At 65.5% G+C, this 18,299-nt stretch carries 20 protein-coding genes; 16 read left to right on the top strand and 4 right to left on the bottom strand.

All coding sequences use genetic code 11. The annotated features are described in order from the left end of the window. The 4 genes from BMI01S_RS06425 to BMI01S_RS06410 all read right to left on the bottom strand — a co-directional run. A partial coding sequence (locus BMI01S_RS06425; RefSeq protein WP_052408424.1) for a hypothetical protein occupies positions 1–492 on the bottom strand: 492 nt, incomplete at its 3' end. A gap of 254 nt (positions 493–746) precedes the next feature. Then, positions 747–1,511, bottom strand: coding sequence for a glycosyltransferase family 2 protein (locus BMI01S_RS06420; protein WP_028211213.1), 765 nt, complete (start codon positions 1,509–1,511; stop codon positions 747–749). 246 nt (positions 1,512–1,757) lie between these two features. Further along, positions 1,758–2,474, bottom strand: a complete 717-nt coding sequence (gene fabG, locus BMI01S_RS06415; protein WP_028230167.1) for a 3-oxoacyl-ACP reductase FabG — start codon at positions 2,472–2,474, stop codon at positions 1,758–1,760. Positions 2,475–2,504: 30 nt separating this feature from the next. Continuing rightward, a complete protein-coding gene (locus BMI01S_RS06410) occupies positions 2,505–2,765 on the bottom strand; it encodes a phosphopantetheine-binding protein (protein ID WP_028211215.1) in 261 nt (86 codons plus the stop codon). A gap of 559 nt (positions 2,766–3,324) precedes the next feature. Between BMI01S_RS06410 and BMI01S_RS06405 the strand changes: the two genes are divergently transcribed. The 16 genes from BMI01S_RS06405 to BMI01S_RS06335 all read left to right on the top strand — a co-directional run bounded on the left by BMI01S_RS06405 (position 3,325) and on the right by BMI01S_RS06335 (position 18,111). Then, positions 3,325–3,972, top strand: coding sequence for a COG4648 family protein (locus BMI01S_RS06405; protein WP_028230168.1), 648 nt, complete (start codon positions 3,325–3,327; stop codon positions 3,970–3,972). Positions 3,973–4,029: 57 nt separating this feature from the next. After that, positions 4,030–5,811, top strand: a complete 1,782-nt coding sequence (locus BMI01S_RS38805) for an AMP-binding protein (RefSeq protein ID WP_028230169.1) — start codon at positions 4,030–4,032, stop codon at positions 5,809–5,811. Further along, positions 5,808–6,857, top strand: coding sequence for an LpxL/LpxP family acyltransferase (locus BMI01S_RS06395; RefSeq protein ID WP_154671148.1), 1,050 nt, complete (start codon positions 5,808–5,810; stop codon positions 6,855–6,857). Before BMI01S_RS38805 ends, BMI01S_RS06395 begins: the two co-directional genes overlap by 4 nt. Beyond that, on the top strand, positions 6,854–7,474 hold the full coding sequence (locus BMI01S_RS06390) for a LolA family protein (protein WP_028230170.1): 621 nt from the start codon (positions 6,854–6,856) through the stop codon (positions 7,472–7,474). Before BMI01S_RS06395 ends, BMI01S_RS06390 begins: the two co-directional genes overlap by 4 nt. Next, positions 7,474–10,026 (top strand): MMPL family transporter, encoded by a 2,553-nt coding sequence (locus tag BMI01S_RS06385; RefSeq protein WP_028230171.1) that lies wholly within the window; start codon positions 7,474–7,476, stop codon positions 10,024–10,026. Before BMI01S_RS06390 ends, BMI01S_RS06385 begins: the two co-directional genes overlap by 1 nt. Continuing rightward, positions 10,023–10,877, top strand: a complete 855-nt coding sequence (locus BMI01S_RS06380; RefSeq protein WP_028230172.1) for a polysaccharide deacetylase family protein — start codon at positions 10,023–10,025, stop codon at positions 10,875–10,877. The genes BMI01S_RS06385 and BMI01S_RS06380 overlap by 4 nt, the downstream gene beginning before the upstream one ends. Before the next feature lie 30 nt (positions 10,878–10,907). Continuing rightward, positions 10,908–12,113, top strand: a complete 1,206-nt coding sequence (locus tag BMI01S_RS06375; RefSeq protein WP_028230173.1) for a beta-ketoacyl-[acyl-carrier-protein] synthase family protein — start codon at positions 10,908–10,910, stop codon at positions 12,111–12,113. 5 nt (positions 12,114–12,118) lie between these two features. After that, positions 12,119–12,946 (top strand): beta-ketoacyl synthase chain length factor, encoded by an 828-nt coding sequence (locus BMI01S_RS06370; protein ID WP_028230174.1) that lies wholly within the window; start codon positions 12,119–12,121, stop codon positions 12,944–12,946. A 2-nt stretch (positions 12,947–12,948) separates the two neighbouring features. Then, positions 12,949–13,461 (top strand): hotdog family protein, encoded by a 513-nt coding sequence (locus BMI01S_RS06365; protein WP_042288650.1) that lies wholly within the window; start codon positions 12,949–12,951, stop codon positions 13,459–13,461. Positions 13,462–13,482: 21 nt separating this feature from the next. Then, a complete protein-coding gene (locus tag BMI01S_RS06360; RefSeq protein ID WP_028230175.1) occupies positions 13,483–13,767 on the top strand; it encodes a hypothetical protein in 285 nt (94 codons plus the stop codon). 695 nt (positions 13,768–14,462) lie between these two features. Beyond that, complete coding sequence (locus tag BMI01S_RS06355) at positions 14,463–15,152, top strand: PAAR domain-containing protein (RefSeq protein ID WP_036044370.1); 690 nt, start codon at positions 14,463–14,465, stop codon at positions 15,150–15,152. Beyond that, positions 15,149–15,694, top strand: coding sequence for a PAAR domain-containing protein (locus BMI01S_RS42890; protein ID WP_238327729.1), 546 nt, complete (start codon positions 15,149–15,151; stop codon positions 15,692–15,694). Before BMI01S_RS06355 ends, BMI01S_RS42890 begins: the two co-directional genes overlap by 4 nt. A 608-nt stretch (positions 15,695–16,302) precedes the next feature. Then, entirely contained in the window at positions 16,303–16,863 is a 561-nt protein-coding gene (locus tag BMI01S_RS06345) for a lysozyme (protein ID WP_028230177.1), read from the top strand. 10 nt (positions 16,864–16,873) lie between these two features. Then, the gene (locus tag BMI01S_RS06340) at positions 16,874–17,332 is read left to right on the top strand and encodes a lysozyme inhibitor LprI family protein (RefSeq protein ID WP_238327731.1); all 459 of its coding nucleotides are present in this window, start codon (positions 16,874–16,876) and stop codon (positions 17,330–17,332) included. 70 nt (positions 17,333–17,402) lie between these two features. Next, complete coding sequence (locus BMI01S_RS38800) at positions 17,403–17,615, top strand: M35 family metallo-endopeptidase (RefSeq protein ID WP_081715942.1); 213 nt, start codon at positions 17,403–17,405, stop codon at positions 17,613–17,615. 10 nt (positions 17,616–17,625) lie between these two features. After that, positions 17,626–18,111 (top strand): hypothetical protein, encoded by a 486-nt coding sequence (locus BMI01S_RS06335; protein WP_154671149.1) that lies wholly within the window; start codon positions 17,626–17,628, stop codon positions 18,109–18,111. Positions 18,112–18,299 lie beyond the last annotated feature (188 nt).

Genomic DNA, 18,299 nt, shown 5'->3' with positions numbered 1-18,299 from the left:
GCCCGGCGGCGGGCGGGAGCCATGCGGCTGCGCCGCGTGCGGCGGCGTGCCGGGGGGCTGCATCGTCACCCTCACGCGCTGCGGCTCGGGCGCACGCGCGTGTTGCATCGGCAGATGCCCCTGGTTGTGCGCCATTACCACGCGCAGTTCCGCGCGGCGGTGCAGGACTTCGCCGCGCAGGTCGCCGCGGCCATAGTAGCGGCGCTGGCGACGGCCTTCAGGGTCCGTGATCCAGATGTACGTGCTGCCGCCGGCGTAGACGACATCGCGGTCGAGCACGACGGCGACATACGCGTCATACGGCTGCGGCACGTAGACGGGTTGCGCGACGACGACAGGCTGGGGCGGCGGGGGGGCGGCGGCCACGGTCGTGGGGCGCGCGGGTGCGGTGGCGACGCGGGGACTGCTGAGGCAGCCGCTGATGAGCAGCGTGGCGGCGAGGGTTCCGGTCAGGGCAAAGGCAGATGGCAGAGCGCGTGATTTCGCGTTCAAACGGGACTCCGGAATGGGTTGTGGTTGGTCCCATGTGTTAACGGCAAGCGCCCGGGGGGCTTGAGAAAACGGCCCTCGATGCAGGGTTTTCTCTGCTTCGTCTTCGCTTCGAGTGGGCCTCTCGCGTAGCTGGTACGGCGTGTCGCTGCCCGCTGCGGAATTTATCAAGAATCCTAAGCGAACGAAACAGCGCGAGCGCTTGCTGGCCGACTATCGAATGCCCGGCGCGATGGGCGCTGCGCCATGGCAGCCGGTCAAGCGAAAAGGCGTCTGCCGACGAGCAGAGGCAGACGTAGCACGAACCCGCTCACGAGCCGCAGGTGCATGCCCGCGAGCAGCAGGTTGTCGCGCACGTAGTTGAAGTGCGAAACGCCGCCTTCGCCGGCGCTGAAGTAGCGCACCGGCGCTTCGATGCGAATGGGCCGCACGCCGGCCCAGCACAGCCGCACGGCGGCTTCGGGATCGAAGTCGAAACGGCGCATCCACGTCTGGCGATGCATGATCGCGGCGAGCGGCGCGATCGGATAGACGCGAAAGCCGTAGAGCGAATCGCCGATGCCGGCCCACAGCGTTTCGAAGTCGGCGAAGAAGTTCGAGAGGCGCCGTCCCTGCACGCGCAGTTGCGGCGCGCTCGCGTCGAACTTCGGCAAGCCCAGCACCATGGCCTCGGGCGCGGCCTGGGAGGCAGCCATGAACTCGGGAATCAGCGCGGCGGGGTGCTGGCCGTCGGAGTCCATCGTCAAGACGTGTGTGAAGCCTCGCTCGGCGGCCGCTTCCAGCCCCGCGAGCACCGCGCCGCCCTTGCCGCGATTCTCGGGCAGCACGATCACGTGCAGGCCGGGGTCGTGCAGTGCCATTGCTTGCAGGCGCTCGGCGCTGCCGTCCGTGCTGCCGTCCACCACCACCCACACCGGGTTCCATTGCGCGCGCGCGCCGCGCACGGTCTCGTCGAGCTTCGCACCCGGGTTGTAGCTCGGTATCAGGACGAGATGCGTGGACGAGGCGCTCGGCGTGGACATGGCAGCGGCCGCTCCGGCGGCGGGAGACCCTGAGAAAATGGTAGGTCGCGCCGCCGCGCGCGCATAACCGCCGTCATGTGCGCCGTCGCGGGCATCGCGCCCGACGGGCGGCGCGACTTCGTAACAGGATGCTTCGCCAGCCGTGCCCGTGCTTGCACCGGGCGCGGAGCGCGACTGCCGCTTGGCGTCGAAGGGTTGCACGGACACTTGTCTTTCCTCAGAGGATGCGGTTAGCGCGGAGGCCGCTCAGGCGAGGCCGCCGTTGATCGAGAGTACTTGCCCGGTCACGTAGGCGGCCGCGTCGGAGACGAGGTACGCCACCATGCCCGCGACTTCGGCGGGCTGGCCGGCGCGCTGCGCGGGCACGAGCTGCTTGATGCGCTCGGCGGGAAACGCTTGCTCCGCCATGGGCGAGGCGATGATGCCGGGCGCCACGGCGTTCACGGTAATGCCGCGCGAGGCCAGTTCCAGCGAGAGCGATTTCGTCGCGCCGATTAGCCCCGCTTTCGCGGCCGCGTAGTTCGCCTGGCCGCGATTGCCCATCACACCCGCGAGCGACGCGATATTGACGATGCGCCCGTGGCGCGTGCGGATCATCGGCATGAGGAGCGGCTGCGTCACGTTGAAAAAGCCGTTGAGCGAGACGTCGATCACGCGGCGCCATTGCTCGCGGCGCATGCCCACGAGCGGCGCGTCGTCGTGAATGCCCGCGTTGTTCACGAGGATCTGCACGGGCGCTGCCTCCACGAGACGCTTGAGCGCGGCTTCGGTGGCATCGGCGTCGGTCACGTCGAAGGCGATGGCGTGCGCGCGTCCGCCCGCGGCGACGATGCGCTGCGCGACGGCCTCGGCCGCGCCCAAACGACGGTTCGCATGGACCCAGACTTCGTGGCCCGCCTGTGCGAGCGCTTCGCTGATAGCCTGCCCGAGTGCGCCGCTGCCGCCTGTCACGAGTGCACGCATGCGTATTCCCCCAATGCCGGCGCCCGTGCGTCAGCGCACGCGGTGCGCCTCGACGTAGGCCGCCAGTGCGCCGAGCGTCGCGAAGATCTTTTCGTTATCCGGATTGTCCGAGCGCAGCTCGAAGCCGTACTTCTTCGAGATCAGCAGCGCGATTTCCAGAATATCGATCGAGTCGAGCCCGAAGCCTTCGCCATAGAGGGGAGTATCGGCGCTCACGTTGTCGAGCGAGACGTCTTCGAGATTCAGCTCGGTCACGATCAGCGTGGCGAGCTCTTTTTGCAGTGCGTTCATCATGCGTGGGCTCTTCGGGCAGGCCGCCCTTGCGGCGGACGCCCCTTTTTTAGGGTTCGTGTGATGTAAAAGTTACGCGGATTCTAGTCGATGGGTATCGGTGCGTATACGGTGCTGCGGGCCGAAAGGGTTACAGAGGGTCGGGGCCCTCTCGCACGCATTTTGGGATCGGAACGCGCGAGACGCTTGCGCCGCTTTGCGCCTGTCTTCTTCGGACGGAAGCCTTGCCGCGCGGGATTCCGAACATTCAGTTACAAACCGGTGTGATGCTGGACGGGTGTTGGCGTCGCGCCATCTTAAAATGTGCGGGCCGGAACAGGTCCGCAAGAAACCGGCCCGATAATTGCATTTTTATATGACGATTCGCGACGCGGGCGCTGTACGGCCGCACGCGCGCGAATCCTACGATTCTTACAACGATTGCCAACATGCCATGCTCGTTTAGCCTTACCGCGTTGCGTTGCGCCGGCGTGCGTGCCCGGTCATGCCCGGCGAGTTTCCGGCGTCAGGCGGCGTCGCGCGCCCGGCAGGCTGCAGGGCGATTGCGCGGAGGCACGCGATGAGCGCGGTGGCGCCGGCGGCGCGCGCGGTGCTGGCCGTGGCGGCAGTGGTCGCCTGGCAGGTCGGCGCGCATTACGCGGTGGCGACGCCGGGCGCGCACGGCTTTGGCCTTGCGATGGCTTTTGCGCCGCCGCTCGCGATCGCGCTCGCCGCTGCCGCCCGCTCGCCGCGCCGGACAGTGCTGCTGCCGCTCTGGGCGCTCGTCGCGCTGGCGCTCTGGGTTGCGCGCATGCCCCTTGCTTTGCACTTCGCATGGGGATTGTTCCTCGAGCATGTGAGCTTCAACCTCGCGATGGCGCTGCTGTTCGGGCGCACGCTCGCGGCGGGGCGCGTGCCGCTCTGCACGCAGTTCGCGGCGATGATCCACGGCGGCGCGCTCACGCCTGCCGTCGCGCGCTACACGCGCCAGATCACGCTCGCATGGACGCTCTTTTTCATCGCGATTGCCGGCGTTTCGACGCTGATGTTCGCGATTGCACCGATTCTCGCGTGGTCGACGTTCGCCAACTACCTCGCGTTGCCGCTCGTGGCGGTGATGTTCGTCGCCGAGCACGCGTGCCGGCGTTTCGCGTTGCCGGGCGAGCCGCGCGCCGGCATGCTCGACGCGATCCGCGCCTACCGGCAGACGAGCCGGGCGCATTCGTGATGGATGGATGCCGTCTTGCCCGCCTCGCCAACCCAGGATTTCGTTTTGACTGAAGTTATGCAGACTCATCCGCTCGTTTTTCACAAATCGCCCGAGCAGATCATTGCCTGGCGCGACGGCGCGCCCGTCACGGTGCGCGCCTTTCTCGCCGAGGTCTCGCGCGTGGCCGCGGCGCTGCCGGCGGGCGGGCACGTGTTCAACGTCTGCCGCGACCGCTACCGCTTCACGGTGAGCCTGTGCGCGGCGCTCGTGTCCGGCCGCGTCAGCCTGCTGCCGTCCACCCAGACGCCCGAGACGGTGCGCCAGCTCGCCGCCTTCGCACCCGACACGTTTTGTCTGCACGACGCGCCCGAATGCGCGATCGACCTGCCGCGATTTGCGTATCCCGAATCCGGCGCCGAGCAAGCGCCCGGCGCGCAGGCGCCGTTCGTCGTCCCGCGGATCGACGCTTCGTGTACCGTGGCTTACGTGTTTACTTCGGGCTCCACCGGCGCGCCGGTGCCGCACCGCAAGACCTGGGGCATGCTCGTCGCGGGCGTGCGCGCGTCGGCCGAGCGGCTGGGCTTGCTCGATGCGCGCGACTGCACCATCGTCGGCACGGTGCCGCCGCAGCACATGTACGGTTTCGAGGCGACGGTGCTGCTCGCGCTGATCGGCGGTCTCGCGTTCAGCAACCGGCTGCCGTTCTATCCCGGCGATATCCGCGATGAACTCGAAGCGGTGCCGCAGCCGCGCGTGCTCGTGACCTCGCCGATCCATCTGCGCGCGCTGCTCGGCACCGATCACGCGTTGCCGCCGTCCGAACTCGTGCTCAGCGCCACCGCGCCGCTTTCGGAGAAGCTCGCGAGCGAAGCCGAGGCGCGCCTGAGGGCGCCGCTCATCGAGATCTACGGCAGCACCGAAACCGGCCAGATCGCGACGCGCCGCACCGCACGGGGCGCGACGTGGCATTTGCACCCGAAGATCCGCCTGGAAGCGCGCGAGAGCGAGACCCCGGAAGACGTGGACAAGGGGCCCACGATGTGGGTTTCGGGCGGCCATGTCGAGGAGCCGGTCCCCATGGGCGACGCACTCGAACTGCTCGACGCGGAGCATTTCCTCCTGCACGGACGCAAGACGGACCTCATCAACATCGCGGGCAAGCGCACGTCGCTCGCCTACCTCAACCATCAGATCAACGCGATTCCTGGCGTGGTGGACGGCGTGTTCTTCATGCCCCGGCACGACGAGCGCGACGGCGACGAGCACGTGAAGCGCCTCGTCGCGCTCGTGGTCGCGCCCACGCTTTCGCTCGCCGATCTGCAGCGCGCGCTGCGCGAGCGCATCGACCCCGCGTTCCTGCCGCGTCCGCTCATATTCGTCGATGCGCTGCCGCGCAACGACACCGGCAAGCTGCCGCACGACGTGCTTGCTGCGCTGGTTGCGCTTCATACGGGCGGCGGCCTCGCGCCCGCCACGAAGCACGCGCCCGATGCGAACGAAGCGGGCACGCCGTCGTCCGCGCTCTCGTTCACGATTCCCGCCGACCATCCGGCGCTGCCCGGCCACTTTCCGGGTCACCCGGTGGTGCCCGGCGTCGTGCTGCTCGATCACGCCATCGATGCGATCGGCACCGCGCTGAACCGGCCGCTCGCCACATGGAAGCTCAGCTCCGCCAAGTTCCTGAGCCCGGCCGCGCCCGGCGAAACCTTCGACCTTGCCTGGGATGCCGCTGCGAGCGGCGCGATCCGCTTCACGCTGCGCGCGGGCGCGCGCGATGTCGCGAGCGGCGTGCTCAGCGGCGCAAGCAGCGCCGGCCCTCTCACCCGTGCGAGCGGGCAAACGGGAGCGCAGCCATGACGAATCGCACCGACTGGGCGAACCAGCAGGAACGCAGCAACACGCTGCTTCTGCGCGTCATGACGTGGCTTTCCCTGCGCCTCGGCCGCCGTGCGGGCCGCGCGCTGCTGCACCTGATCGCACTGTATTTCGTGCTGTTTTCGCCGCGCGCGTGCGCGGCCTCGCGCGACTATCTGCGCCGCGTGCTGGGCCGCCCCGCGCAGTGGCGCGACGTCTACCGCCACGTCTTCACGTTTGCCGCGACGATCCACGACCGCATCTATCTGGCGAACGGGCGCTTCGATCTGTTCGACATCCGCCCGCATGGCCACACGCTCGTGGACGCCGCGCTCGAGAAGGGACGGGGCGTCTTCCTGATGGGCGCGCACCTCGGCAGCTTCGAGGTCGTGCGCGCGCTCGGCCGTACGCGGCCCGACTTGCGCGTGGTCGTGACGATGTACGAGGAGAACGCGCAGAAGATCAACGCGACGCTGGCCGCCGTGAATCCGGCGGCGAAGCCCGAGGTGATCGGCCTGGGCCAGGTCGGCTCGATGCTCAAGGTGCACGAGCGTCTCGACCAGAACTGCATGGTCGGCCTGCTCGCCGACCGCACGCTGCTCGCGGACGACGCGGCCACCATGCGGCGCATGGCCTTTCTCGGCGAGCCGGCGGCGTTTCCGCTCGGCCCGCTCTACATGGCCGCGATGCTCAAGCGCCCGGTGCTCTTCATGACGGGCCTTTACCGCGACGGCAACCGCTACGACGTGCACTTCGAAACGCTCGCGGACTTCACGGACGTGCCGCGCGAGGCGCGCCAGCGCACGATCGACGCGGCGCTCGTGCGCTACGTCGCGCTGCTCGACCGCTATTGCCGCGCCGCGCCGTACAACTGGTTCAACTACTTCGACTTCTGGCAGGGCGGCAGAAAGGCCGCGCATGCGGGCGTCCCGGCATCGGCTCCGGCTGCGGCTCCGGCCGCGGCCCGCAAGGCGGGCGCGGCCCCGATGCGCCGCCGCGAGTCGCGCGCCCACGCCGAGCTTCCCGTGCACGAGGTGACCGACGCATGAGCGCGATCCGCCAATTCGTGTCCATGCGCGCGGCGGCAAGCGCTGCATGTTTCCTGATGGTTTCGAGCGCCATCGCGCAGGCGGCCGGAACGACGCAACCGGCCTGGACGATCGACCGCCTCATGTCCACGCTCGCGCAGCACAAGTCCGGCCACGCGAGCTTCACCGAGACGAAATACCTTTCGATCGCCACGCAGCCCGTGGAATCGTCGGGCGAACTCGTGTTCGTCGCGCCCGACCACCTGGAAAAGATCACGCAGAGCCCGAAGCCCGAGCATCTCGTGGTGGACGGCGACATGCTGACCGTGCAGCGCGAGAACCACAAATACACGCTCGCCCTTGCACGCTATCCGGAGCTTGGCGCGTTCATCGAGAGCATCCGCGCGACGCTGGCGGGCAACCGCTTCGCGCTCGAAAAGGTGTACAAGGTCGCGCTCGCGGGCGAGGGCGACGACTGGTCGCTCACGCTCACGCCGCTCGACTCGCGCATGCTCAAAGTGGTGAGCACGATCACCATAGACGGCTCCGGCGACGCATTGCGCAGCGTCGCGATCCAGCAGGCGGATGGCGATCATTCGCTGATGCGCCTGCACGCCCTTTCCGCGGACGCGAACTGATGGATCCGCGCGCCCATCCGCTCCTTGCACGCGGCTTCGCGCTCGCGCAGCGCCGCGCCGTCGCGGTGTGGCTGCTGTGCCTCGTGGCGTGCGCCGTGGCGATAGGCCGCGCGCATTTCACCGCCGATCTCTCGGCGTTCCTGCCGCGCTCGCCGAGCCCGAAGCAGCAGGTGCTCGTCGATCAGTTGCGCGACGGCCTCGCTTCGCGGCTCATTCTCATCGGCATCGACGGCGGTTACGAGAGCACGCGCGCTGCGCTTTCGCGCCGCGTGGCGCAGACCTTGCGCGCCGACCCGCAGTTCGCGGCCGTGCATAACGGCGCGGACGAAAACGACGCGCGCGACGAGCAGTTCATGTTTGCGCACCGCTACGTGCTGAGCCCAGCGGTCACGCCGCAACGTTTCACCGAACACGGGCTGCACGACGCGCTCGGCGAGAGCCTCGATCTGTTGACTTCGTCCGCGGGGCTCATCGCCAAGGATCTGCTGCCGCGCGACCCGACGGGCGAGGTGGCGGCGATGCTCGGCCAGCTCGATAGCGCGGCGCAGCCCGCGAGCCGCGCCGGTGTATGGGCCTCGCGCGACGGCCGGCGCGCCGTGCTCGTCGCACAGACCGTCGCCGGCTCCGACACCGACGCCCAGGGGCGCGCCATCGACGCCGTGCGTCAGGCCTTTGCCGCCGCCGCGGCCACCTTGCCCAATGCTTCGGCCTACCAGGTATCGATGACGGGGCCTGGCGTGTTCGCGGTTGCGACGCGAGATGCCATCCGTCACGACGTGGAACGCCTCTCGACGCTGAGCCTCGTGCTGATCGTCGCGCTGCTGCTCACGCTCTACCGCTCGCCGCGCACGCTGGCGCTCGGGTTGTTGCCGGTGCTCTCGGGCGTGGCGGCGGGCATCGCTGCGGTCGCGCTCGCATTCGGCACGGTGCACGGCCTGACGCTCGGCTTCGGCACCACGCTGATCGGCGAAGCGGTGGACTACTCGATCTATCTGTTCGTGCAGTCGTCGCAAGGTGGGTCACGCGGCGCACCGCCGGGTGCGCTTCAGGGCCGCGACACGCTGCGCGCGTGGCTCGCCGCCTACTGGCCGACCATTCGCCTCGGCGTGCTGACCTCGGTGTGCGGCTTCGCGTCGATGCTGTTCTCGGGCTTTCCCGGCCTCGTGCAGCTTGGCCTCTATTCGATTGCCGGCCTCGTGAGCGCCGCGCTCGTCACGCGTTTCGTGCTGCCGCAGCTTTGCGGCGGCACGGTCGCGATGCGCGATGTCTCGCGCATCGGCGCGGCGCTCGCGCGTCTCGCGCAGGCCGCGCCGCGCTTGCGCTGGCCGCTCGCGGCGCTCGTGCTCGCCGCCGTCGCCTTGCTCTGGTTGCATCGCGACGGCCTCTGGAGCCGCGAGCTTTCCTCGCTGAGCCCGGTGCCCGCCGCGAGCCAGGCGCTCGACACGCGCCTGCGCGCGGACGTAGGCGCGCCCGACGTGCGCTATCTCGTGGTGATTCCGGCCGCGAGCGAGCAGGCCGCGCTCGAAGGCGCGGAGAAGGTCGGCGCGCAGTTGCAGCCGCTCGTCGACCGTGGCGTGCTGGGCGGTTTCGAGAGCCCGTCGCGCTATTTGCCGAGCGACGCGACCCAACGCGCGCGCCTCGCGAGCCTGCCCGCGAAGGATGTACTCGCTGCACGCCTGACCGAGGCGATCAGGAATCAGTCGGTGGACGTGAGGCCGGATGCGTTCGCGCCTTTCCTTGCCGATGTGGAGGCTGCGCGCACCCAGCCGCTGGTCACGCGTGCGGACCTCAAGGGCACGTCGATGGCGCTCGCCGTCGATGCGCTCCTGACCCAGCGCAACGGCCAATGGAACGCGATGCTGGCCTTGCGCGCGCCGTCCAATGCGCAGGGCACGCGTGCTGCGGACGCCCCGAGCCTCGACGCCACGCCCGTGAGCGACGCCGTCGCGCGCGCGAATGTGCCGGGCGCGCTCTTCGTGGACCTGAAGGCCGAGGCGGACCGCCTGTACGCGAACTATGTGCATGAGGACATCCGCCTCTCGCTCGCGGGCTTCGTCGCCATCGCCGTGCTGCTGGCCGTCGCACTGCGCTCGCCGACTCGCGCGGCGCGTGCGCTCGCGCCGCTCGTCGCCGCCGTGCTGGTCGTGGCGGCGGGATTCGCGCTGGCGGGCGTGTCGCTCACCATCCTGCATCTCGTGGGCATGCTGCTCATCGTCGCGGTGGGATCGAACTATGCCTTGTTCTTCTGCAAGCACGACGAGCACGCGAGCGTCACGCCGCGTACGCTCGTCTCGCTGCTGGTGGCCAATCTCGCGACGGTGGCGGGCTTCGGTCTGCTCGCGCTCTCTCACGTGCCGCTGCTCGAAACGTTTGGTCTGACGGTGGGGCCAGGTGCCGTGCTCGCGCTCGTGTTCGCGGCGATCCTCGCGCCGCCGCTGGTTCACGGCACCGACGAGGCACACGCTCCCGACGCGCCCCAACCGCTGCGGCGTCCTGCGCAAACTCGCGCCGAGGCCGCACATTTGAGCCACCCCGACGGAGGCCGCGCATGAGTTCGCCTTCGCTGCCGTCGTCATGCTTCACGCCCGCCGCGGTGCGACGCTGGAAGCCGTCGCCGTTCATTTGCGGCGCGGCGGCGCTGCACGCGGGCGCGGCCGCCGCGCTCGCCGTGCAGCCGGGTGCGTGGCCGTGGGCCGTGGGCAGCGTGGCCGCCTCGCATCTGGCGCTCACCGCCGCCGGCCTGTGGCCGCGCAGCGCGCTGCTCGGTCCGAACTGGACGCGCTTGCCCGAACCTGTGGGGCGGCGCATCGCACTGACCATCGACGATGGTCCGGACCCCGAAGTAACGCCGCGCGTGCTCGATCTTCTCGATCGGTTCGATGCGCGCGCAACGTTCTTCTGCATCGGGGAGCTGGCGCGACGCCATCCGCAGCTGGTCGAAGCGATCGTGGCGCGCGGCCACGCCGTCGAGAACCATAGCGAGCACCATCGGCTTACGTTTTCGCTGTTCGGGCCGCGCGCCATGAAGCGCGAGATCGCGGCCGGGCAGCGCACGCTCACCGAAATTGCGGGCGTCGCGCCGCGCTTTTTCCGCGCGCCTGCGGGCTTGCGTAATCCGTTTCTCGAGCCGGCGCTGTGCAGCCTCGGCCTGCAGCTCGCGAGCTGGACGCGGCGCGGGTTCGACACGCGCGCGCAAGAGGCCGGTGCGATCACGCGCCGTCTGCTCGACGGTCTTGCGCCACGCGACATCCTGCTAGTGCATGACGGCCACGCGGCCCGCGACGCGCGCGGTGAGCCGCTCGTGCTAGAGGTGCTGCCGCCGCTGCTGCGCGCCGCTGCGGACAACGACCTGCAGTGGGCGACACTGCGCGCGTGTCTGGACGACCAGACGGGCCATCCCTGATTCCACGTATGCGCCAACGGATCGACTGACGTGAAACCCATCCTCCTTTCGCATTTCACTGCCACCAGTTGCCTCGGGCGCGGGCTCGACGCGACGCTCGACGCGCTGCGCGGCAAGCGCGGGGGCCTCGCGCGCTGCGACTTCGAGCGCGCAGACCTCGATACGTGGATCGGCGCCGTGGCCGGCGTCGAGAGCGGGGCCATCCGCGCCGATCTCGCCGACTACGCGTGCCGCAACCACCGTCTCGCGCAGCTCGGCCTCACCCAGGACGGCTTCGCCGAACACGTCCAGGCCGCCGTCGCACGCTATGGCGTGCAACGCGTGGGCGTGTTCGTCGGCACCAGCACCTCGGGCATACTCGAAACCGAAAACGCGTACCGGTTGCGCGACCCGGAAAGCGGCGCGCTCAAACCCGGCTTCCATTACGCGCAAACGCACAACCCGTTCGCGCTCGCCTCTTTCGTGCGCGCGTACTTCGGCCTGCGCGGGCCGGCGACGTCGATTTCTTCGGCGTGCTCGTCGAGCGCGAAGGTGTTCGGCTCCGCGCGCCGCATGATCGAAGCGGGGCTCATCGACGCGGCCGTGGTGGGCGGCGTCGATTCGCTCTGCCTGACGACGCTGTACGGCTTCAATTCGCTCGAACTGCTTTCACGCGATCCGTGCCGCCCGTTCGACGTGAACCGCAACGGCATATCGATCGGCGAGGCCGCGGCGTTCGCCTTCCTCGAACGCGTGCCCGACACGCTCGATGACGACGCGATTCTGCTGCTCGGCGTAGGCGAATCGAGCGACGCGCATCACATGTCATCGCCGCATCCCGAAGGCCTCGGCGCGCGCGCCGCGATGGAGCAGGCGCTCGCGACCGCGGGCCTCGCTGCGCGCGACATCGACTACATCAACCTGCACGGCACGGCCACGCCGAGCAACGACGCCGCCGAAAGCCGCGCGATCAACAGCGTGTTCGAGCGCACGCCGTGCAGCTCGACGAAGGGCGCGACCGGACATACGCTGGGCGCTGCGGGCGCGCTCGAAGCCGTGATCGCGGCGCTCGCGCTGCGGCATCGTTTCTTGCCTGCCGGCGTCAACACCACGCAGCCCGACGCGGCGCTCGGCCTCGACTACGTGCTCGAAAGCCGCGAGGCACGCGTGGGCACCGCGCTCAGCAACTCCTTCGGCTTTGGCGGCACGAACTGCAGCCTGCTGCTCGGCCGCGCGGACCGCGCCTGTCACGGATGACCCTCATGAGACTTTCCGCCTTCATCGAAAGCGTCGGCGTGATCGGCCCGGGGCTCGCCAACTGGCCGCAGGCCGCCGACGTGCTCGCGGCGCGCGCGCCTTACGCGAGCGCACGCACGGTGCTGCCGCCGCCGGACGGTTTGCCCGCCGCGGAGCGCCGCCGCACCGGGCCGGTCGTCAAGATCGCGCTGGCCGTGGGCCACGAAGCCGTGGCGGCGAGCGGCCGTGACGCGACCACGCTCGCCGCCGTGTTCGCGGCCTCGGGCGGCGATGGCGTGAACTGTCACGCGATCTGCGCAACGCTCGCGGGCGACGATCGCCAACTCTCGCCCACGCGCTTTCACAACTCGGTGCACAACGCGCCCGCTGGCTACTGGAGCATCGCGGCGGGGGCGCGGGCGACGTCGAACGTGCTGTGCGCGCACGACGGCAGCTTCGCGGCGGGGCTGCTCGAAAGCGTGTGCCAGGTGGCCGTGGATGGCGTGCCCACCTTGCTGATTGCCTACGATGCGGACTACCCCGAACCGCTTCACGCGGTGCGGCCCGTTGCGGATGCATTCGGCGTCGCGCTCGTGCTCGCGCCGCAGGCGAGCGCGGCGACGCTCGCGCGCCTCGATGTGACGCTCACCGATGCGCAGGCGTCGACGCTGGCTTCTCCCGAACTCGAAGCGCTGCGCACGAACAACCCTGCCGCGCGCGTGCTGCCGCTGCTGGAAGTGCTGGCGTGCCTTGCCGAACCACGTCGGCAGGGCAGCGTGGTGATCGACTACATGCCCGAGGTACGCGTGCATATCGACGTGACGATGCCCGAGGTGTCGGGGGAAGGTGCATGACGATGCAGGCCGACCTGCCGCGCGTCCTCGTGCACGCGATCGCCAACGCAGCGAGGACCGTGCCGCTGGACCATGCGTGGATCGCGGCGCACATTCCGCATAGCGGCGCGATGTGCCTGCTCGACGCGGTCGAGGCGTGGGACGAGACGCGCATTCGCTGCACGGCGACGAGCCATCGCGACGTGGGCAATCCGCTGCGTTCGCGCGGCCGTCTCGCGGCGGTTTGCGGCGTGGAGTATGCGGCACAGGCAATGGCCGTGCATGGCGCGCTGCTGGGTGCGCTGGACGGATCGACGACGAGCGTGCCGCGCGTAGGGTATCTTGCTAGCGTGCGCAACGTGGAGGCGTACGTCGAGCGGCTCGATACGCTCGATGCGCCGCTGGTAATCGAGGCGGAGCGCGTGAGCGGAAGCGGCAATACGATCCTTTACGGTTTTACTTTGCGCTGCGACGGCAGCGTGCTGCTTACGGGACGCGCGGCGGTGATGCTCGACGCGTCCGCGGTCATCCGTTGAAAACACAAAGGGAGCCCGATGATGAAAACAAAACGGTTCATACTTGCCGCGCTCGTGCTGGGCATGGCCAGCACGATGGCGCACGCCGACCTTCACGAAGTGAAGGAGAACATCAAGCACGATTCGAAGGAAGCGGCCACGAAAACCGGGCACGCCGCGCGCGACTTCGGCCACGCCACCGCGAGCGCGGCGAAGACGGTGGGCCATGGCATCGCGCACGTATCGCGCGAAGGTTATGAGGCTACGAAGCGCGCGACCAAGCGGGTGTTTCATAAGGATGGTGGTGGCGATAAGAGCCAGGCGTAAGGCGGTTGTTCGTCGGCGCGTGTAGTCGTGCGAGGCGATACGGCAAAATTGGGCAGGTGTCGCTTGTAGGTACATCGGGTATCAAAGGCCCGTATTTTTTGGACAGAAAGGCCGCTCGTTTGTGGGCGGCCTTTTTTCGTGTGCCCTTGTGCACTGTTCCTTCGCGTTCGAAGATGCCCTTATGCCAGTTCGGCATGGTGGCGATACGCGCATGGCGTAACGTCTTGGGCCAGTATTTCACGCGTACTGCGCCGCTTTTCATTGCCTGCGCCGTATCAACGAGCGGCACCGGCGCGTGTAACTTCGCGCGGTCGCACATATTTCATCCCTTTGATCGAGCCGCGCGCCGACCGTAATAGCGCGTGTGCGAATCCGGGAATCGAGCACGCCAAAGTGATGCCGCTCGTGCGTGCGCTGCGCCGTTCGTAGCTCTTGCCGTGCCGTATTGCATGGTCGCGAGTATTGGGAGAAAACTCAGACAATCTCAATTAACCGACATATTTATCTGTCGGACGTCAAATCAGTTGCGTGCGAATGCACTCGCGAGACTATTTTCTTTCCAATTCGGACCAGTCTTATATCCCCGCTGATTCAGACGGCGTAGTTATCGTAGCGCCGGGCAAAAACATACCCCGGCGCTTCGCCGGTCGCCTCGCCGGGCCGGTCTCGTTCGTCGACCTTGTGGAGAAATGGAGATGTCGGATCAGGAAAAGTGCAAAGGCACCGTGTACGCATTCGCAACAATTGGCGCGCGCACGGAGCGCGGCGGGTATGTCACCAGCGCGACATCAGGCCTTGTCATCTGCGACCTTCCCGTCGCACTTGTGGGGGATATCGTCACTTATCCCGACGGCAGCCAGGCGGTAATCAAGGATGGTTCCGGCTCCCTGGCTGCGGATCGTGCGAGTTGCTTTGCTCTCGTAGGTAGCACCTTGAGCAACGGAGACAAGATCGTATTCACGCCTTGGGAAGATGGGGAGTCAGGCTTGCTCGTCGCGGAAGGCGAAACGCCAGAAGGCCTTTTCGATGCGTCATATGTGCCGCCGCCGTGCATACCGGGCGAGCGCTTCGCACTCTATGGATCAACGACTGCTCGCGGCGGCGTATTGCGTGATCCGGGCGGCGAATGGAGCGTTGACGGAAAACGCGTGAAGGTCGGCATTCTCGGCGATAAGGTCCATTATGCAAACGGAACGACGGCGCGAATCATTAGTGGGATCGCAATAAGGACGAATCCGACGATGGCTCAGTTCGCATATGTGGGGAGCGTGCTGGATAACGGCGACACAATAACGGATAGCACAGATCGTAAGGGGTCCGCGTGGTTGGACACCTGGGAGATTGTCACCGCAGAGGAAATGAACCATCGAGGCGAGGCCGTATGAGGCGCGTATTCCTTGGCATCGGCGACAAGGCTGGCGATGCGTTCATAACGGAGGGTTTGTCGAGTGTGACCTGTTCCAATCCGCCGCCTGAAGTGAATATCTCCACGCTCTACATGAAGACGTATTGCCAGGCGTGCAAACAGGAAGGCTACATCGCACCGCGCGGCCCGCGCCATAAAGGTACCGGCCCGAATGGGCAGCCATGGGCACTGAGCGGAGATATCAACATCTGCGGTTGTTCACCGCCGCCAGTGTTCTACGCCGAGCGAAATATGGCGATGGTTTTTACCGCCGAAGAATCGATGGGGCTTATAGAGCAACGTGCGAACACCACGACATCGAGCACGGCGCAACGCAACTACGACGAGCAATTCACCCTTCACGACGCGAACGGCTGCGTGTTGCGCGACACGTATTACACGGTACGCCTACCATCGGGCGAACTACAACACGGCGTTACCGATTCGCTAGGTCGCACGGCACGCTATCAAACGGACGGAGCGCGGACGCTAGCGCTCTATCTCGGACATAGAGAGGTTTAAATGGCTATTTACTATGCAATTGTCGAAGGTGATCCATTAACCAGTGGCGGAAATAGCCAGGTCATAGAAGGCAATACTCGCTGCACTATCGAAGACCACGAAGGGCGAAACCGTGCGCAAGCGTATCTAGGTCATCAAGCATGGTGCGCGGCGTGTCAGTCTGTTGGCGTAATTGCCGCGGGGGCCGGAATATCGGATTACCTTCGGGGAATTGACTATACGCTTGGCAGCGCAAAGGAAGCGGTTGAGGGCGATATCGTCATCTGCAAGTGCGAAACACACCCGCGACTCATTGCCGTTTATGCGCGTTGCTGTGAGTACATCGATACCGGCCCCCCAGTGTCGGCTAGCTTTCCTGCGCGTGTGCCAGTCTCGCCCGCACGAGCTACGACGAACAGTTCACGTTGCACGATGCCAACGGCTCGATTCTGGCCGACACGTATTACACGATCGAGTCGCAAGGCGCGCTAACACACGGCGTTACTGATTCTTACGGACGCACCCAACGCCACAAGACAGACCGGGCGCAAAGCATCCGCGTCTACCTTGGACATCGCGAATCTGCTTGCTGATTCTTCGATTTTCACTGTCGTAATGACGGAGTAAATATGACCGACCCCTTGCATGAGTGCGTAACGAACACGGACCCAAACTCGAACGTCAATGTGTATTCGCGGCGTTATTGCAAGCCGTGGAAGTTCTCAGAGGCAGGAATTAGATTTCTTGAGGGATGGGAGGCGTTCAGCGCTACTATGTACGATAAGGACGGAAGTCGGAGCGGCAACGCGACTATCGGCTATGGACATTTGGTGCATCTCGGTAAAATTTCAGGTGCGGCTTCGGAAAATCCATTCAGGAAAGGAATTAGCGAAGCTGAAGCGGAGGAGTTGATTAGGAAGGACATTGCATGGGCTGAGAGAAAACTCAATGACGGAATTAAACTGACTTTATATCAATTTGAATACGATGCGTTGGTCTGCTTTCTGTACAATCTGCAAGGTAATGGTGTGGGTATAATTGATTTTGTCAATAGTGGCGACTACGGAAAGGTGGGAAATAAAATGCGTGAATACGCGAGTTCGAAGGGAAAGCCCGTTAGAGGGCTTCAGAGGCGCCGCCATCGAGAAGCGGAGATGTTCGAAGCGGGGATCTATGATTCGACGCACTAAATGTCTATTCATGCTTGTGCTTCTTCCCGTCGCAGCATTCGGCAAGACGGTCTACTCCGGAGAGTTCGATTACCACTACTTCGAGTCGCCGCAAGTCTACTTCAAAGGGCGAACCGCGGCAGAACTTGCGCGCTTATGCGACGGCCGAGACAATGCTACGAATGATGACTTGGCACAATGCTCGCACCAGAAATTTGTACGATTGAATAGTGAGCTAAACGGGAGGCTGAAAGCGATGCGGGAAAAACTTGCGAATCGCGATAAATCGCTAACGGCGGACGGTGAGCCGAAAGCGATGCCATATTTCGAGAAGGCACAAAGCTCGTGGGCCGGATATCGCGACAACGAATGTTATAGTGAAACTTATGTAATGGGTGAGGCAGCTGAGCGCTATATATTCTTTTGGGAGTGTATGGCGGGCATTACGGAAAGCCGCTCAAAGGAAATTGGCGAGCTATTGAAGTATTAGTCACCGGTCGTCGATAATAGCCCCGCTTCGACGGGGCTATTTCGAAAGTGGGGAAGCATGAAAAAAAGGCTTGCTGCTGCGCGGTCGCATTGCTAATTGCGTTCGTTACGGCTGCCAAGTCCTAGCGCTGATTCACGAATGCACACACTTTACGGATGTGTTCGACTCCACTGATGATGTGTACGGAGTTACTGTCAGCCTTTCATTTTGGGCACAGGATAACCCCGAGAAGGCCCTGAGAAACGCGGATAGCTTGACGTGCTACATAGGGTTCAAGGGCTAAGGGGAGCGATATGAGAAATTATTGGCAAAGGTTTCAGGCTTTGTATTGCGTTTTCTCCTTATTCCTGGCGGCAGGAATTGGCAACGCAAGCGCTTGCACAATTTCGGAAGATATGGTGAGCAGCTTGCCACCCAATTCCAGGGAAATTCCGAACGTGGATCGCGTCAAAATTGCCAAAATGATGGCCACTGCGAAGCAGTGGCCGAATGCCGAGATTGGAGGAATCGTGTACACCGGCGGCTATATCAAGGAGCGGAATCCGAGGGCGGTCGCGGCAGCGCGTGCGAGCGAGTTAAGGAGCTATCTAGTGCAACTTGGCGTCGGGGAGACCAATATTTGGATTGATACGAGAATCATCACGGAGCCAGACGTCGATGACAGAGGGAACGCCACACTAAACCAGATAGCGGTCAGCCTGGTTCCCATATGCGAGGGCGGCTGCGAGCGGCTCTGCAATGATCCACTCGTGACTCCGAATACCGAAGCGATTAGGTAACAAAGTAGTTCCGCTTCGGGCGGGACTTTTTAGAAACTGGACGAACATTAAGACTCGCAGCTTCGAGGTGTCGCATTGCCAATTGCGTTTGTTACGGTTCCGACTGGTCTTTTTGCCCAGCAGACAACCGCTCTAACTCGATCGAATAACCCAAGTGGCGGCGGCATCGTTGATGTGGCCGCATGCAC

This window comes from Paraburkholderia mimosarum LMG 23256 = NBRC 106338 (assembly GCF_000739815.1).
Classification (GTDB): Bacteria; Pseudomonadota; Gammaproteobacteria; order Burkholderiales; family Burkholderiaceae; genus Paraburkholderia; species Paraburkholderia mimosarum.
The sequence above is the reverse complement of the archived record's forward strand: the minus strand, read 5'-3'. Positions and strand labels throughout refer to the sequence as shown.

What these genes read in the sequence shown, in the direction of transcription:
- BMI01S_RS06345 (WP_028230177.1), top strand. Translation starts at nt 16,303, where the DNA reads ATGACCGACCCCTTGCATGAGTGCGTAACGAACACGGACCCAAACTCG.
- BMI01S_RS06405 (WP_028230168.1), top strand. Translation starts at nt 3,325, where the DNA reads ATGAGCGCGGTGGCGCCGGCGGCGCGCGCGGTGCTGGCCGTGGCGGCA.
- BMI01S_RS06335 (WP_154671149.1), top strand. Translation starts at nt 17,626, where the DNA reads ATGAGAAATTATTGGCAAAGGTTTCAGGCTTTGTATTGCGTTTTCTCC.
- fabG (WP_028230167.1), bottom strand. Translation starts at nt 2,474, where the DNA reads ATGCGTGCACTCGTGACAGGCGGCAGCGGCGCACTCGGGCAGGCTATC.
- BMI01S_RS06355 (WP_036044370.1), top strand. Translation starts at nt 14,463, where the DNA reads ATGTCGGATCAGGAAAAGTGCAAAGGCACCGTGTACGCATTCGCAACA.
- BMI01S_RS06370 (WP_028230174.1), top strand. Translation starts at nt 12,119, where the DNA reads ATGAGACTTTCCGCCTTCATCGAAAGCGTCGGCGTGATCGGCCCGGGG.
- BMI01S_RS42890 (WP_238327729.1), top strand. Translation starts at nt 15,149, where the DNA reads ATGAGGCGCGTATTCCTTGGCATCGGCGACAAGGCTGGCGATGCGTTC.
- BMI01S_RS06380 (WP_028230172.1), top strand. Translation starts at nt 10,023, where the DNA reads ATGAGTTCGCCTTCGCTGCCGTCGTCATGCTTCACGCCCGCCGCGGTG.
- BMI01S_RS06340 (WP_238327731.1), top strand. Translation starts at nt 16,874, where the DNA reads ATGCTTGTGCTTCTTCCCGTCGCAGCATTCGGCAAGACGGTCTACTCC.
- BMI01S_RS06360 (WP_028230175.1), top strand. Translation starts at nt 13,483, where the DNA reads ATGAAAACAAAACGGTTCATACTTGCCGCGCTCGTGCTGGGCATGGCC.
- BMI01S_RS06365 (WP_042288650.1), top strand. Translation starts at nt 12,949, where the DNA reads ATGCAGGCCGACCTGCCGCGCGTCCTCGTGCACGCGATCGCCAACGCA.
- BMI01S_RS06395 (WP_154671148.1), top strand. Translation starts at nt 5,808, where the DNA reads ATGACGAATCGCACCGACTGGGCGAACCAGCAGGAACGCAGCAACACG.
- BMI01S_RS06390 (WP_028230170.1), top strand. Translation starts at nt 6,854, where the DNA reads ATGAGCGCGATCCGCCAATTCGTGTCCATGCGCGCGGCGGCAAGCGCT.
- BMI01S_RS38805 (WP_028230169.1), top strand. Translation starts at nt 4,030, where the DNA reads ATGCAGACTCATCCGCTCGTTTTTCACAAATCGCCCGAGCAGATCATT.
- BMI01S_RS06410 (WP_028211215.1), bottom strand. Translation starts at nt 2,765, where the DNA reads ATGAACGCACTGCAAAAAGAGCTCGCCACGCTGATCGTGACCGAGCTG.
- BMI01S_RS06420 (WP_028211213.1), bottom strand. Translation starts at nt 1,511, where the DNA reads ATGTCCACGCCGAGCGCCTCGTCCACGCATCTCGTCCTGATACCGAGC.
- BMI01S_RS06385 (WP_028230171.1), top strand. Translation starts at nt 7,474, where the DNA reads ATGGATCCGCGCGCCCATCCGCTCCTTGCACGCGGCTTCGCGCTCGCG.